The following is a 14186-nucleotide window of genomic DNA, read 5'->3' as shown; positions in this document are numbered from 1 at the left end:
AATATAGTAAACCTGTGATCACTGATCATAGGTTTTTTTATACATTTATCGCATGAAAAATAAAGAGGATAAACTGGTTCGTTTTATTTCGATATCGGAAAGCCATAAGGCATTCGGGTTGCCTGCACCGCAGCATCCGCTCATCAGTCTTGTGCATTTCCATAAAGACCATCCTTTTAATACGGAAATGGCGCCGATTTACGATATTCTGAGTTTTTATAAAATAACTTTCATCACCAGAAATAAAGGAAGGCTGAAGTACGGTCGGAATTATTACGACTATAATGAAGGAAGCATGCTGTTCCTGGCACCGAATCAGCTGGTAGGAAGCACTGATTACAACAGTGAAACGTACTGTTATATTTTACTGATTCATCCTGATTTTCTGCTGGGTTATCCTTTGGCCAGGAAAATTAAGCAATATGCCTATTTTTCCTATTCATGGAATGAAGCGCTGCATCTTTCGGATTCGGAAAAAGGAATCATTCTTTCCATTTACAAGATTATGGAACAGGAGCTGAACAGTCGCGTGGATGAATTCAGTCAGGAGGTTGTCATTGCACAGCTGGAACTGCTTTTGAGCTATGTCAACAGGTTTTATAAACGCCAGTTCATTACACGAAAAGTAATGAATAATGATATTATTCAGAAGGTAGAAGTCATTCTTGATAATTATATCAATGATCAGGATACCTTACAACGGGGAATTCCTACGGTACAGTATCTTTCGGAGCAGCTCAGCATTTCGCCCGGGTATCTGAGTGATGTTTTACGTTCCGTGATCGGGAAAAGCACACAACAGTATATCCGGGAAAAACTCACCGAAAAAGCCAAGGAAAGATTAACTTCCACTGATTTGACGGTAGGAGAAATTGCGTATGAACTGGGTTTCGAGCATCCGCAGTCATTCAGCAAAATGTTCAGGGTGCAGACAGGTCTTTCTCCCGTAGAGTTTCGTAAAAATATTTCTTAGTTATTCAAAACGATTTTTAAATATTTAAAATAAGACAGGATCATTTAAATAATATACAATTACGTTAGGAATAAGGTATTTATATAATTTAAGCACTTTCTTTATTTTTCGCCTGGTGACCTGCTGTTGGGAGGCCTCCATAATTGTTTTCAGACAAATAGCTTTTGATGTACCGTATAAACTGGCATATTCTCCGGCAATAATTTCTATAATCTCCGGATTGTTAGTAAGCCTTGCGAAATTCTTTAGCCTTTTATTAAGATCAATAGAATCGTAAAAATTCATTCTGTTAAGATCAACCAGATAAATTGAATAGCGGCTATCTTCCTTACGGATCAGGAAATTATTTGGTGAATTATCAAGAAACTGAATTCCGTCGTTATGCAGACGAAACATTAGTCGTGCATATTCTTTTATAATCTTTTCGCGATCGGTAAAAGACTGATCATGAAGAACACGGTCAAGCGTCCAGACATCCTCCAGTTGTTCACTGATATAGTAGCTGGATGTCAATCCGATAAAATCATGGTTTTCTATGTAGGCAACGGGACGGGGAGTATGGTAGTTCTTGCTGATGAGCATATGAGCATACTCGAATGAACGGTGTGCTTTAGATTTACGGTAAAATTTGTAAACGTGCCTGTTGATAATATTATGTTGTTTGAAGGACTTAAAATTGAGATGCATTCCATTAACATCGAAAACCTTAATCACATTTCGGGAACCATTACCAATTAATGTTCCTTCGCTTTTAAACTTCTTCAAAGTTGATAGAATATCATCTTTATATTGAGATAAACCTTCAGCAAAAATCAATTTCATATCATATATTTTTAGTTTGTGTAATTCTATCCTACGGTTGTACGCAGTAAACGCATAATATCTTCGTTCGTCGTATGCTGCGTATTTACAGAGAAACTTTTTGGGTTGTAAGGTTTGTAAAGATTTTCATCAGTTACCATAAATAAACCCACCGTTGGTGTCCCGCTTGCACTGGCAAGATGCATTACGCCATTATCTGCTGCAATAAATACTGCCGTATTGGCCATAAAACCACCCATTTCTCTGATATCCTTACTGTAAAAATGTGGTATGGAAAAGTTGAGTTTGGAAATGTTTTCAACGGGTAAAAGTTCTACAATATTATAATCGGGAAATGTTTCTTTCAGTATATTATAAAAATCGGACCACCATTGTTCGGAATAGCATTTATCGCCCGTAGCATTGGTAAACAGGCAGATCGTAGGTCTGTCATTGTTTGTGATGGAAAAAAGTTTCTTTTTCCCGGCTTCTATTTCTTCGGCATCCAGTTTAATATCAAGAAAGGGAATGTCATTCTTATTTTCCGGAACTCCCAGTTCGGATAAAAAATGTCTTAAGTCATAAATACTCTGTTTTGCAGAATGCTGATAATCATTAAATTCCTGTAAGTATTTTTCATCAAATTCGCCAAACATCTTGTATCTGGAATTGGCTGCTAAGGTGGATATCCTTCCTGAAGATGACCCAAAATTAGCATTAATAACCAAATCATATTTTTTTGTGCGCAGTGACATCCAGCCTTTCAGATATTTAAAAATATTGCTGAACGGTTTTTTCGGAAGCTGGATAATTTTGTCAATATTTGTATAATTTTTATAAATAATAGGGGTGATTTGTCCTTTTACAAAAAGATCAATTTTACTTTCGGGGAATGTATTGATTACTTCCTGTACCAGTGGGGTTAGAAGCAGCAGATTTCCAAGACGGTGATTAGGTCTTGTGATGAGAATTCTTTTTATTTTAATATCGTTTTTTTCAGATTTCTTTAAGCCGGACTTCCCAATATTTTTTGTTAGATTTCTCATTAATGACCTCCTAACCTTGTTAATTCCCTTCGGTATTTTCATGAAAAAATAGTATTTAAAATAGTGCACAATTTACTGATAAATACTAATGTATTTTCTATGTTATTCGGATTTCCGATAGTAATTATCTATAAAGGTAATAGGCATTTATTGTATTGCATGACACTGATTATAATGCTGATTATTAGATAAATCTAATTTTTGCTTTATACATTCAGTCTTTACTGTTACCAATAGTATTCATTAAATCGCTCCACGCTCCTCCGTTATACACATTTTTGAAGCCTCTTTCTTTTAAAATACTTTCGGCTTTTACACTTCTTAAGCCATGAGAACATACGGTAATGTAGGTTTTGTCGGGATCAAGTTCGATATACCGTTCTCTAATTATACCTAAAGAAATATTCCTTGAGCCGGGGATATGTCCGGTGCTGAATTCTTTTTCTGTTCTCACATCAAGGATTACCGCCCCGTTTTTGATCAGTTGATCCAATCCGTTGTCCAAAGTCTGAAATTTATAAATCCTATAAATTATATATACCGTGAGAACAATTCCCAAAAATATAACCGCGTTTTTCATATTTTGCTTAAAATTTTTCTGTCAATATAAAATGTTCCGAAAGGAATCATGCAGGCCAAAAGCACTTTCCACGTGATTTGTTTAAATTTCCATTGCTGTTCGACACCTACACTTAATGTATTAAACAAAAACAGAAGAAATAATGAACCGTGAAAAGGTCCCATTACTTTTACTATTGCCGGATTGTTGTATGCATACTTTAATGGCACAGCGATGAAAACAAGTACCAACAGCGAAATCCCTTCAAGGATGGCGATTATTCTTAATCTTCCGATCCTGGTTTTAAATAAATTGATCATATTATCGTATATAAGGTCTCTGAGCAAGAGGAGAAAACGGCCACGGAATAGCCAATAGTATAATAATCAATGCGATACTGAAATAGATAAGCATTATGGCAAACTTTTCCTTATCGGTAGATTTTCTTTTTGCAAGAGCGGAACCAATGGTAATCAGAACAATTGAGAAAAGCATCAGTGCAATATGGATCAGTCCGAAAAAAAGGATCTCAAACGATGCTTTGGCTTCATTGAAATTTTTCCAGAAATATTTGACTGTCGGACTTTTGGAATATAATATAATTCCTAATACCAGCTGAACATGAGCAACTGTAGCAGTCCAGTGTCTTAGGGAATCCACTGTTTTTGAGAATTCCAGATTTAAAAAATACCCTTTATAGGCTTTGAAAATTGAATATACAAGGCTTAAAAGAACCAGCCAGCGAAACAAAGAATGTAAAAAAGTCAATGTCTGATACATGTCACATTTTTAAGATGCAACAAAGATATAATAAAAAACATACTAACTGGTATGTTTTTTTAGAAAAATTATTTTAAGCTGTTAAAATAGGATTTGAGTCCGTTCAGAAATACCAGATATACCTCTTTGGAATTTTCCAGTTTGCCTAAATTTCTCACTCCCCAATATCCAGACATTACAAACACAGCAATTTCCCGGGGATCAACTTCAGGTTTTACCAGGCCATTTTTTTTGCTTCGCTCCACTGCTTCTGTGATGGCCTGTTCCCATTGTTTGGAAATTTCATTCAAAGTTTTGGTAAATTCAATATTCCAGGGTGCCATCTCCTGGGTGAAATTTGAGGCGGGGCATCCGCTTTCAACGGTCATAAAAGAATCCTCCATCAGGATATGGTAAACGAGATCGTAGATTTTTTCCAATGCATTTTCCGAACTTTTCAGAGGTTCTATAAAGTTTGCTGAAAAATTAGGACGCAATAATTCATTCAGAATAGCCAGCCCCATTTCGTCCTTGGTCTTAAAGTGATAATAGAAAGCGCCTTTCGTCACCTTTGTCTTTGCAATAATCTCATCAATGCTTGTGGTCTGGTAGCCTTTGCTATAGATAAGGATAAAAGCGGTTTGAAGAATATGCAGTCTGGTCTCCTGTGATTTTTTCATAAAGTGTACTAACTGGTATGTTTGCAAAGTAACAAATTTATTATATTATTAGCCTTTGCATTTTGCAGATACCGCCAAGTGAATGACAATTAAATCTTTGTTTTTCTTTATTAAATGAAATTCCATTATTATCTTAAAAAAATAAAGATTTATTTCAAAAATTTGTCTTTCCTATCGATAAAAAAGCGCAAGATTATACAAAGAATTATAAAAAAATACTGATTATAAAGCTAAACAAAGGCGTGTCACTTATTTTCGAAAAACAATAATTCAAAATGCACAACGGGTTATATTATAAATTGCAAAGAACCGTAATTGTAGTCTAATGGCATAGCTGGCCGTATTCGAATTATGTATATAAGTAGCTGTTATTGATGAATCGTAAATTTAACTTTCTTCAGTAATAACAATTTGTTCTGGTAAAAGTAATGTTAAAAGATTAAATCTGAATTCATTTAACGCAACCAGGCTTTCCTGATGAATTTCCCGGTGAAGATTGGAAGGATCCGGAATATCCCATAATCCGCTGTGATGCCATATTTCAGGAAAATCCCAATCGGGTCGGTCAATAATCGGGTAAATGCAACATCCATATAAAGGAATTTCTTTTTTAATGATTTTGATACATTCTTTATGAATCATTTTCAGCCAGGAATACCTTTTATGCTCCGGAATGCTGGTTTCTGAAATGACAACAGGCCTTTTGTATTGCAGATATACTTCTTCCACAAGGGAACTCAGGCTTCTCCACATGGGGTTTGGCGGATCGCAATCCCAGGGAATGGATTGGTGCTCATTGAGCGTCCATTGATTGTTAAAATAAAAGTTGACGCCGATAATATCAAGATATTCTTCTTTTCCCCGAAGTTCAGGGCACATCTTTCCACTCAATATATCTAAGACCTGAAACTGTTCCTGATGTTTTTCCTGTGCTGCAAAACATAAATCCGGATCAGACGAATCTGATGCCGAAATATGGACAAGCGGTTCGGTAACCATAATTCTTACAGAAGGATCTGCCTCTTTCATCATTTCTATACCTTCTATATAAGCTTTCATCAGCATGTATTTTACTTCCCATCCCTGGTTGATGCAATACGGACTGGTTCCTTTTACTTCCCCGCCCAGCCAGGATAAAAAACTGACTTCATTAATTGGGGTAATGATAAGTGCTCCATCCGGAACAAGGCTCCTGTATTTCTTAACAAAAGCCCTGCAGAGGTGGGCAAAACGACGCGCAAACATAGGATGTAAAGGCGTGAGATCATCCGGAAAACCAAAATGGCAGATGTCCCAAACTACCTGAATATCATGTTTATGTGCATGAATTATTAGGTCCTCCACCTGAGTCCAGTCATACACGAAAGGTTTTTTTTCTACATGGCTCCAGCGGATTCCTTCTCTCACTGTCGTAATATCGATTTCACGGAGTCGTTTATAGTCTTCATTAATCAACCGGTCGTGACCCGTTAATACAATAAGATCAATCCTTTCTCCAAATGCATTCTGATGATCTGCACATTCAAACCCTCCCATAATGAAAGAGCGAAAAGGATTTCCTGAAACTGACTTACTGACTGTCATTTTCTTTTATGATTTTTCGAAACAATGCCAGCGATTGAGCAACCACCTGATCCATATTATAATATTTATAAGTGCCCAGACGTCCCGTAAAGTAAACATCCGGCATTTCATCAGCCAGTTTTCTATACTGATTGTAAATTTCCTGATTTTCTTTTCTGGGAATAGGATAATAAGGATCTCCTTCACCGGTTGGATATTCGTATACAATGGTTGTTTTAGAATGCTTTTGACCGGTAAGGTGTTTAAATTCAGTAATTCTGGTGTAAAGGTTGGATGTAGGATAATTAATCGTACCTGTAACCTGATATTGATGTTGATCGAGAGTTTCAAACTCGAAATTGATAGACCGGTAAGGCAGTTTACCGAAACGGAAATCAAAATAACTGTCTACAGGTCCTGTAAAGATCAGCTTTTGGTGCGGAATCAGATTTACGATGTCCTTGTAATTAGTATTCAGCATAATGTGAATATTGGGATGTGACAGCATCTTTCTGAACATTTCAGTATAACCGTTTTTAGGCATTGCCTGGAAAGTGTCGGTAAAATAGCGGTCGTCGCTGTTGGTTCTGGTAGGCACTCTGGCTGTAACCGATGCATCCAGTTCTGAAGGATCAAGATTCCACTGTTTTTTGGTATATCCACGAAAAAATTTTTCATATAACTCTTTTCCCACGGCATTGATCACTACATCTTCCGAAGTTAAAACCTGCTTTCTGGCTTCAGCTTTTGAGGCCAGAAATTCTTTCACTTCAGAAGAAGAAAGCTTGCTTCCATAAAGTGTATTAATGGTAGTAAGATTGATGGGAATAGGAACAAGCTGCCCGTCGACACTTGCTAAAACCCTGTGTTCATAAGGTCTCCATTCGGTAAATTGTGAAAGATATTTAAAAACTTCTTCAGAATTTGTGTGGAAGATATGAGGCCCGTATTTATGAATCATAATCCCGTCTTCATTATAATGATCATAGGCGTTTCCTGCAATATGGTCTCTTTTGTCTACAATAAGAACTTTTTTCCCCTGCTTTGCAAGGCGTTCGGCAAGTACTGCTCCCGCAAACCCGCAGCCGATTATCAGAAAATCATACATGGATTCCGTTTTTTTCTTTAACCGTATCGATTAACAGGCACATTTTTTCAAAAGTATTGTCCCAGGAATCATCAGCAAGGAATTCGTCAACCTTCAATAACCATTCCGTGCGGGATTTTTTTTGAAGTTCCTCTTCTCCGGAAGCAATAAAGGATTCCGCATTCTTGGTAATATATACAAGGTTTTCTTCACCATACGTTCTTACAATATCCTTTATCGGGCTGGAAATTACAGGGAGACCGGCAGCAAGATATTCCGGAGTTTTTGTAGGGCTGATAAATTCTGTTGATTCATTAATGGCAAATAAAACCAGCGCAATATCCCAATGACTGATATAATTTGGAAGTTCTTCATATTTTTTAGGTCCTAAATAATGAATATTCGGGGCTTGTGGAAGTTCTGCCGGATCTATTTTTACAACAGGCCCAATCATCACAAAATGCCAGTCGGGTTTTTTCTGTGAAACCAGATTTAACAAATCCGTATCAAACCTTTCATCAATAACCCCGAAAAAACCGAACCTTGGATGAGGGATTTCTTGCTGATCGGGCTGATCTGTCATATTGAGCCGTGCCTTTTGGAAATGTTCCTTATCAATACTGCTCGGAAAAGGATGGATGTTATGATGTCTTTCTTTTTTGGCTTCATAAAGACTGTAACCACCGGTAAAAACAATATCGGCCTTATTAAAAAGTTCTTCTTCATATTCCAGTAACCGGGGAGGAGCAAAACGGAATGCAGAAAGCTCATCCATAGAATCATAGACCGTAATTTTAGGGGTAAGATGCGAAGTATATTCCAATGCCATCGGGGTATAGTACCAGCACAGGTATTCCCGGATATTATGATCTTTAAGGAAATTATCAATTTGTCTGGCCATACGCTTTTTAAAGTCAGAATGATAGTCTTCTAAATAAATAACCACTACTGAAACCCCATTTTGTTGTGTCAGTTCATACGAATCGGGGCCTGTTTTAGGTTCTTCAAAATAGAAAACATTGTATTGTTTTGCGAAACGGGTAAGTAAATGTTGAGGTCGTTGAAATACGAAATTCCACCGGAGGTGGCTGAAGCATAGAATATTTTGCATTAGATGTTATATTATGTATTCATAAAGCTACTCTTAAAAAAGTGTGAGATTCATGACCGCAGTCATAAATAAAGAAGTTTATTTTATAATTTTATACGGCAACTGGATTGATTTTGCTCCTGATAACAACTATTTATGCAAATTCTAAATCACGGAAAATCATGTACAAAAATGGTTTTCTAAAAAGAAAAAACACCCCTTTAAAAAGGAGTGTAGGATATGTGTAAAAACAAGGTAGTACATCTCAAAAATACTGCGTTTCCATCTTCATTTTTATGATCTGTTGCATAATTGTAATAATTAAAACAGGCAACTATCAGCATTTAACTTTGCCGCTAACATAATGTGTGGGCTGAAACAAAGCAATTCGCGGTCTTTTTCAGTCATTTGAATTAATCTCAGAAGCTGACTGCGTTTTAAAGGGTCTGCCCAATTTTGAAAAAAATTACCGTCGAGCCAGGCCATACCTTCCACGGGTAAAAGATCAATCGTTTCAAAACCTGCGGTGCTGAACTCTGCAATTAATTCTGAAGGACGGTGGTAAAACCCTTTTGGCAGCATAAACGGAAATCCGGATGGCGGTTCATGGATTCCCGAAGAAAGTTCTTCAGCACACATGGCACATATCTCATTCTGATAAATAAGTCCGCTGTGAAGAGCAGCAACAGCAGATGCCGAATGCGTAATTGCAAAACCTAATATGATTCCGTTTTTTTTAAGTTTACGGCCGGCTTCACGCAGTGCTGCAATTCGGTCTTCCTCCTCCTGTAAATGATACAAAGGACCATGCATAATGATCAGATCCTGGCTTGCATCATCAAGCGGAAGGTGGCGTGCTTCTCCCTGCAGGCAATTGAAAAAATTTTTTGCAGAACGCTTTTTAGCCTGATTGATATGCTTTTTAACCGGATCAATTAGCGTAACATCGTGACCTAGACCAGCCAGCCACTGCGCATAATGTCCCGGGCCACCGCCAATATCAGCAATTTTATCTGATGGAATAAGATAACGGCTGATTAATATTTTATTGCGTTCGAATTCGAGAGGTCCCAAACCTACGGAGAGCCTCAATTCTTCCTGACTTTGTGTATAGAATTGATCTATAGATGAATCTATAAACTTCATAATTGTTTCATTAAAATTAATAATAAGAGTAATGAGCCGGCTCAGAATAAGCTGGCTGAAACGCAAGGATGCGTCTGTATGATATTTATGAAACAATTTTAATGGGATAAAGATAAAGAAATTTTCAATCGGTTATAATTATTATAATAATATTATAGATGTGAAAATTGACTGACAGGTAAGGACAGGATGCTCCGGATGCTCAAAAACTATATTTTTATTTTCGTTTATTAGCAATACAAAACCGGTTATGACAATTCAAAACATATCAAAGCTTCTATTTTCTTTTTCTTTTCTCTTTTTCTTTTCCGGATTAAAAAGCCAGGAAAAATTTCCGGATGGAACTGCTATCCCGAAATGGTTCAAAGAAAACAAACCAACCGACATCAATACTTTAGGCAAAAAATACATCATTACTGAAAACGGAATGAAGAACGACAGCACAATTCTTCAGACCAAAAAACTTCAGGAAATTATTGATTTGGCTGCGAAAAACGGAGGTGGAGTCATCATCATTCCGAAAGGAACTTTCCTCATCAGTTCAGTTTTCTTTAAACAAGGAACACATTTATATTTAGAAAATGGTGCAAAACTAAAAGGAAGCGATGATATCAACGATTTTCCTGTCGTGACAACCAGAATGGAAGGTCAGACTGTAAAATATTTTCCTGCTTTAATTAATGCAGACGGGTTAGACGGTTTCACGATTTCAGGAAAAGGAACGCTTGACGGAAACGGATTGAGATTTTGGAAATCATTCTGGAAAAGACGCGAATGGAATCCCAAATGCACCAATATGGATGAAATGCGACCTAGGATCATCTACATTTCAAACTCCAAAAACGTACAGATTGAAGGAATTACCGTTAAGAATTCGCCCTTCTGGAGCACGCATTATTATAAATCTCAATTCGTAAAATTATTAAATCTCACGATTCTTGCGCCTAAAGCTCCGGTAAAAGCGCCTAGTACAGATGCAATCGATATCGATGCGTGTTCAAATTTCCTGGTTAAAAATTGCTATATGTCAGTCAATGACGATGCGATTGCTTTGAAAGGCGGAAAAGGTCCGAAGGCAGATGTTGACCCGAATAATGGCGAAAACAGAAATATTATTATCGAAGACAATACGTTCGGCTTCTGTCATTCTGCGCTCACTTGCGGAAGCGAATCGATTCATAATTACAATATCATTTTCAGAAATTCTACCGTGAAGGATGCTTCAAGATTATTACACTTGAAAATGCGTCCCGATACGCCTCAACATTATGAATACATTACTTTGGATAATATCAAAGGAAATGTAAAAACATTCTTATATGTAAAAGGCTGGAATCAGTTTTTTGATTTGAAAGGAGAAGAAGCGCCGAAAAGGAGATTGGCAAATAATATCGTCTTGAAAAATATTGACATCGATTGCGAAACTGCATTTTCAGTTGAAGCTTCAGATTTGTATGAATTGAAAGATTTTACGTTTGAAAATTTGAAAATCAGAGCGTTAAAGCCTGAAGAACAGAATTTAAAGGCTATCAAGAATTTGAAACAGACCAAAGTTAACATCACCAAAGTTGCTTCTCTTAGCCAGACTTACGATAAAAAAGACGACTCCGATACTGCTGCAAAATAATGAGTTTTTATTCCAAAATATTCGTTCTTTTATGCTTTTGCTCACAGTTTCTGCATTCGCAATCTAAGGAAATTCAATTCCTGAGCGGGACAGATGCTGAACATACCAAAGAATGGGATTTTTGGATTAATGATGGACGAAAATCAGGAAGCTGGAACAAAATTCAGGTGCCTTCGCAATGGGAACAGCAGGGTTTCGGCTCGTACAATTATGGCCGGGATTATGTTACTTACGGGAGAAATTTTAAGTTTCACGATGAAATGGGTTTGTATAAACACAAATTCACTGTTCCGAATTCCTGGAAAGGAAAATCAATCAATATCGTTTTTGAAGGTTCAATGACCGATACCGAAGTTAAAATCAATGGAAAGTTGGCGGGAGCAATTCATCAGGGCGCTTTTTATGAATTTAAATATGATATTTCCGATAAAATTCAATTCGGAAAAGAGAATGTTTTAGAAGTTAAAGTTTCCAAAATGTCAGCAGATAAATCGGTCAACAACGCAGAACGATTGGCAGATTACTGGATTTTAGGCGGAATTTTTCGACCTGTTTATCTGGAAGCGACTCCAAAAGAACATATTTTATCAGTGTCAATTGATGCAAAAGCAGATGGAAGTTTTCGTTCAAATATTAATTTAAAAGGAATTAATTCTGCTAACAATGTAAAAGTTGAATTATTTGATGTTAAAAATAATTTAGTTGGTGAATGTCAGGTTCAGATTCAAAAAGGAGATACTTTAAAACAGATTCAGTTTTCTGTTAAAAATCCAAAACTCTGGACGGCGGAAACCCCGAATTTATACAAAGCCAAATTTATTTTAAGCAAAAACAAAAAAACAATCAGCCAAACTGAAGAAAAATTTGGTTTCCGAACCATTGAAATCCGTAAAGGCGACGGAATTTTCATCAACGGAACCAAAATCAAAATGAAAGGCATCAACCGTCACGTTTGGTGGCCTGAAACGGGTAGGGCTGTTACGGAAAATATTGATTTAATGGACGTTCAGCTCATCAAAGAAATGAATATGAATGCCGTTCGATGTTCTCATTATCCGCCAAATAAATCGTTTCTGAAAATTTGTGATTCGCTAGGTTTATATGTTTTGGATGAATTGGCAGGCTGGCAAAAAAAATACAGCACCGAAGTCGGGAAAAAACTCGTGAAAGAAATGGTGACGAGAGATGCAAATCATCCTTCGATTATTTTCTGGAGCAACGGAAATGAAGGCGGACATAATTTTGATTTGGATGCCGAATTTGCAAAATATGATCTGTCAAACCGTCCTGTTATTCACGCACATCACAAACCTGGAAATGCTTTCAACGGAATCGACTGCAATCATTACGAAGATTATTACAGCACCAAAAAAATTCTTGAAGGCGAAAATATCTATATGCCGACCGAGTTTCTTCACGCACAGGACGACGGCGGTGGCGGAACTTCTCTTGCCGATTATTGGGAACTTCACTGGAATTCCAAAAAAGGTGCGGGCGGTTTTCTGTGGGCTTTCATGGATGAAGGTTTGGTACGGACGGATTTTAATAACCAGATTGATGTCAACGCCATCAACGCTCCTGACGGAGTTTTAGGGCCACATCGGGAAAAAGAAGGAAGTTTTTACGCTATCCGTGAAATTTACAGTCCGGTAAAAATTGATTTGAAAACTTTGCCGAATGATTTTAACGGAATCATTCCTATAGAAAACCGTTATCATTTTACGAATTTAAAAGATTGCCAGCTTGAATGGAAATTAGTGAAATTCAAAACACCATTTTCTTCCGAATCCGGATTTGATGTAATTCAGAAAGGAAAAGCAGAATCGCCAGATATTCAACCGACAGAAAAAGGAAATATCAATCTTAATCTTCCTCCAAACTGGAGAGAAAACGAAGGATTACTATTAACCGCAATCGATTCTTTCGGAAAAGAAATTTACACCTGGACCTGGAAAATCAAATTGAATGACGAGATTACAAAACAGTTTTCCAAATCATTAATCAAAGAATTCCCTGTTTCTCTAATCGAAAATGATTCATTATTTATTCTAAAATCACACGAAAAAGAATTTGCCATTGGTAAAAAAGACGGATTATTAAAATCCGTCATTGTCGACAAAAAAGGAAAGAAAATGACCTTCAAAAACGGACCTATTTTTGTGAACGGAACAATGGAATTATCTTCCATAAAATCTTTTGCAGAAGGACAGAATCAACTGATTGAAATCAATTATAAAAACGGAAATAAAATCATTTGGACACTCAATCCAAACGGTATTTTAGAATTGAATTATGAATATTCATTGTCGGGAGATTATCAGTTTGCAGGCGTAAGTTTTGATTATCCAGAAAATTATGTCATCAACGCCAAATGGCTGGGCAAAGGACCTTATCACGTTTGGAAAAACCGTTTGCAGGGGCAGACTTATAATGTTTGGCAGAATCTGAAAAACTCAACAAGAACCGGACAATCACCTTGGATTTATCCAGAATTTAAAGGTTATTTCGATGACGTTTCTTGGTTGCAATTGGATACGGCAGAAGGAAAAATTATGGTTGGAACTAAAGAAGAAAAAATGTTCGTCAGATTGTTTGATTTTTACGGAATTTACGGAGCAGAAGCTTACCCAAAATTACCAAGCGGAAATATTTCTTTCCTCGATGCAATTCCGCCATTGGGAACGGTTCTGGCATTTAATGTTAATAATGACACGTCCACTCTAGGACCAGAAAGCGAACCCAATCATTTGAATGGAACGTTTAAAAGAACCTTATATTTCTATTTTGGTTTGCCGGATTTAGGCGATGAAAATAAACAGTTTACAATGCCGAAAGAAAATATTTTAACGGATTAA

13 protein-coding genes are annotated in these 14186 nt (G+C 36.8%); 3 read left to right on the top strand and 10 right to left on the bottom strand.

The features are described 5' to 3' along the window. The first annotated feature begins 52 nt into the window (after window positions 1-52). Window positions 53-973: a helix-turn-helix domain-containing protein gene (locus ODE14_RS06230; RefSeq protein WP_263603389.1), complete on the top strand. Its 921-nt coding sequence runs from the start codon at window positions 53-55 to the stop codon at window positions 971-973. A 24-nt stretch (window positions 974-997) separates the two neighbouring features. Here ODE14_RS06230 and ODE14_RS06225 read toward each other — a convergent pair whose 3' ends face one another. From ODE14_RS06225 to ODE14_RS06180, 10 genes are all read right to left on the bottom strand, one after another. Next, entirely contained in the window at window positions 998-1795 is a 798-nt protein-coding gene (locus ODE14_RS06225) for a lipopolysaccharide kinase InaA family protein (protein ID WP_263603388.1), read from the bottom strand. 26 nt (window positions 1796-1821) lie between these two features. After that, a complete protein-coding gene (locus ODE14_RS06220; RefSeq protein WP_263603387.1) occupies window positions 1822-2820 on the bottom strand; it encodes a glycosyltransferase family 9 protein in 999 nt (332 codons plus the stop codon). Between the two features lie 214 nt (window positions 2821-3034). Beyond that, window positions 3035-3400 carry a rhodanese-like domain-containing protein gene (locus tag ODE14_RS06215; protein ID WP_263603386.1) on the bottom strand — a complete coding sequence of 122 codons (366 nt, stop codon included), beginning with the start codon at window positions 3398-3400 and terminating at the stop codon, window positions 3035-3037. Next, window positions 3397-3699: a DUF3817 domain-containing protein gene (locus ODE14_RS06210; protein WP_263603385.1), complete on the bottom strand. Its 303-nt coding sequence runs from the start codon at window positions 3697-3699 to the stop codon at window positions 3397-3399. Before ODE14_RS06210 ends, ODE14_RS06215 begins: the two co-directional genes overlap by 4 nt. A 1-nt stretch (window position 3700) precedes the next feature. Further along, window positions 3701-4159, bottom strand: a complete 459-nt coding sequence (locus ODE14_RS06205) for a hypothetical protein (protein WP_263603384.1) — start codon at window positions 4157-4159, stop codon at window positions 3701-3703. A gap of 68 nt (window positions 4160-4227) precedes the next feature. Beyond that, window positions 4228-4818 (bottom strand): TetR/AcrR family transcriptional regulator, encoded by a 591-nt coding sequence (locus tag ODE14_RS06200; RefSeq protein WP_263603383.1) that lies wholly within the window; start codon window positions 4816-4818, stop codon window positions 4228-4230. Between the two features lie 387 nt (window positions 4819-5205). Then, complete coding sequence (locus tag ODE14_RS06195) at window positions 5206-6402, bottom strand: hypothetical protein (protein ID WP_263603382.1); 1197 nt, start codon at window positions 6400-6402, stop codon at window positions 5206-5208. Then, window positions 6389-7489 (bottom strand): UDP-galactopyranose mutase, encoded by a 1101-nt coding sequence (gene glf, locus ODE14_RS06190; protein ID WP_248392762.1) that lies wholly within the window; start codon window positions 7487-7489, stop codon window positions 6389-6391. The genes ODE14_RS06195 and glf overlap by 14 nt, the downstream gene beginning before the upstream one ends. Continuing rightward, the gene (locus ODE14_RS06185) at window positions 7482-8579 is read right to left on the bottom strand and encodes a glycosyltransferase family 1 protein (protein WP_263603381.1); all 1098 of its coding nucleotides are present in this window, start codon (window positions 8577-8579) and stop codon (window positions 7482-7484) included. The genes glf and ODE14_RS06185 overlap by 8 nt, the downstream gene beginning before the upstream one ends. 300 nt (window positions 8580-8879) lie before the next feature. After that, window positions 8880-9704 (bottom strand): class I SAM-dependent methyltransferase, encoded by an 825-nt coding sequence (locus ODE14_RS06180; RefSeq protein WP_248392764.1) that lies wholly within the window; start codon window positions 9702-9704, stop codon window positions 8880-8882. A 250-nt stretch (window positions 9705-9954) separates the two neighbouring features. Here ODE14_RS06180 and ODE14_RS06175 point away from each other — a divergent pair, with 250 nt between their 5' ends. Together ODE14_RS06175 and ODE14_RS06170 are read left to right on the top strand one after the other, a co-directional pair. Continuing rightward, window positions 9955-11331 carry a glycoside hydrolase family 28 protein gene (locus ODE14_RS06175; RefSeq protein WP_248392765.1) on the top strand — a complete coding sequence of 459 codons (1377 nt, stop codon included), beginning with the start codon at window positions 9955-9957 and terminating at the stop codon, window positions 11329-11331. Further along, entirely contained in the window at window positions 11331-14186 is a 2856-nt protein-coding gene (locus tag ODE14_RS06170; RefSeq protein ID WP_263603380.1) for a glycoside hydrolase family 2 TIM barrel-domain containing protein, read from the top strand. The genes ODE14_RS06175 and ODE14_RS06170 overlap by 1 nt, the downstream gene beginning before the upstream one ends.

Source organism: Chryseobacterium sp. PET-29 (assembly GCF_025736815.1).
GTDB classification, from domain to species: Bacteria; Bacteroidota; Bacteroidia; order Flavobacteriales; family Weeksellaceae; genus Chryseobacterium; species Chryseobacterium nepalense.
This window is presented reverse-complemented; position numbering and strand designations above follow the sequence as displayed.